Source organism: Pseudomonadota bacterium, assembly GCA_026388215.1.
Lineage (GTDB): Bacteria > Desulfobacterota > Syntrophorhabdia > Syntrophorhabdales > Syntrophorhabdaceae > JAPLKF01.
Genome location: JAPLKF010000228.1, coordinates 1 through 2,045, shown reverse-complemented (window position 1 = coordinate 2,045; position 2,045 = coordinate 1). Strand labels below are relative to the sequence as shown.

At 47.6% G+C, this 2,045-nt stretch carries 1 protein-coding gene; it reads right to left on the bottom strand.

Annotated features, from left to right (window positions below; all coding sequences use genetic code 11):
• A partial coding sequence (locus tag NTU69_11400; GenBank protein ID MCX5804113.1) for an FAD-dependent oxidoreductase occupies nucleotides 1–1,970 on the bottom strand: 1,970 nt, incomplete at its 3' end.
• Nucleotides 1,971–2,045: the final 75 nt, after the last annotated feature.

The following is a 2,045-nucleotide window of genomic DNA, read 5'->3' as shown; positions in this document are numbered from 1 at the left end:
AGAGATTTTACATACCTTACCCCGTATTCCCCCTTTGCCCTCTCGTAGTACTGGTCGAATCCCTTTCCGAAGGCCCGTATATCCATGTAAAAGATCGTTGGTTCAATATCGTTTTGATGCTCCTTTGCAATGATTGCTTCTTTAGTCGCATACATACAGCAGACAGAGGAACAGTACTCATTGACCTTATCCCTGCTCCCCACACACTGAATGAAGGCAATCTTCTTCGGCATCTTCCCATCAGAGGGTCTCATCACAACACTGCCTGTCGGCCCTGTGGCGGAGAGAATCCTCTCAAACTCAACACTCGTTACCACGTTTTGATAGATGCCATAGCCGAGTTCTTTCTTGGCATGTGCATCGTATTCATCGAACCCGCTTGAAATGATGATACTCCCTACCTGAATCCTTTCTTCCCTCGGTGCTTCAAGATAATCTATCGCTTCCGGTTTGCAGAACTCCTCACATATCTTACACCCGAGACACCTCCTGCAGTTGAGACACCGCTCTGCCTCTTCCTTAGCCTCTTTTTCGTCAAGTGTGAGATATACCTCATCAAACCCTTTTCTCTGATCTGCCGGTCTTTCCGGGATGAGAACACGGGCCTTCTTCTCAATAAAAGAAGGAACATCTTCCACGAGCTTGTCTTCTTTTGCCTGTCTTCCTTCTTTTAAGTCTTTTTCTTCAAGGAATCTTTTTATAGATTCAGCGGCCTCCTGGCCCTGGTGTATTGCATCGATGGCTAACTTAGGTCCTGTCGCCACATCGCCGCCTGCAAAGACGCCCTGAATACTTGTTTCTAAGGTAACAGAATCCACCCTTATCCTGCCATCAGGTAAAAGCTTAAGTTCCATACCTTCTGTATCCTTTAAAAAGTCGGTATCCATGGCCTGACCGATGGCAAGGATCACTGTATCGGCATCAAAGGAAATGGTTGTCCCATCATCATAGCAAGGATTGAAACGGCCTTTCTCGTCGAAGACAGCGGTACATCGTTTAAACTCAATGCCACGCACTTTGCCATTGTCTGCAAGGATGCCTTTCGGCCCCCAGGAGGTATGGATTTTTACGCCTTCCTCTATCGCCTGGTTTATCTCCCATGTGTGTGCAGGCATCTCCTCCCATGTTTCAAGACAAGCCATATGCACTTCGCTGGCGCCAATTCTCTTTGCTGTGAGAGCCACATCTATTGCCACGTTGCCACCGCCGATAACCATTGTAGTCTTTCCTATCTGTACTGGTTCGTTTTTATTGACGGCACGCAAAAAGTCTATCCCGCCTAAGACGCCCTCAGCGTTTTCATTTTTTATACCAAGGCTTCTGCTGCCATGTGCACCGACAGCAAAAAAGGCAGCATCAAAGCTGTCGAAAATCTCCTTTATAGAGATATCCTTACCTACCCTCGTATTGTATTTCACCTCAATATCCATCTTTTCTACGATAGAGACTTCTCTGGCAAGCTCCTCTTTGGGAAGCCTGTAAGCAGGTATACCGAGATACAGCATACCGCCGAGTTTATCATGGGCTTCAAATATTGTAATTCTGTAGCCTGTCTTTTTCAGCTCTATTGCACATGCAAGACCTGCGGGCCCACCTCCTATGATGGCTACCTTTTTCCCTCTGTCAAAGGCAATCTCTGGAATGGGAATCTCTCTTTTTCCTTTTTCGTAGTCGGCAACAAATCGCTTCAATGCGCAGATGGCGATAGGTTGTTCAACTTTACGGCCCCGCAAACAGACCTCCTCGCAAGGGTGCGCGCATATTCTGCCTATGATACCGGGAAAAGGAAGCCTTTCCCTGATAAGGTCGAGGGCTTCGAGGAATTTTCCTTCAGCGATAAGGCCAACGTAATCCCGGGCATTGAGATTCACAGGACATTCATTCACACAGGGCGCAATCTCCCGGTCTATCATGTAGGTAGAGGGGATTGCCTGGGGAAAGCTTATATATGCGGCGCTTCGCCTGGACATTCCCTCATTATAGTCATTGATTACCTCAAGCGGACAGTTAGGGGCGCAGAGCGCACAGGATGTACATCTATCCGG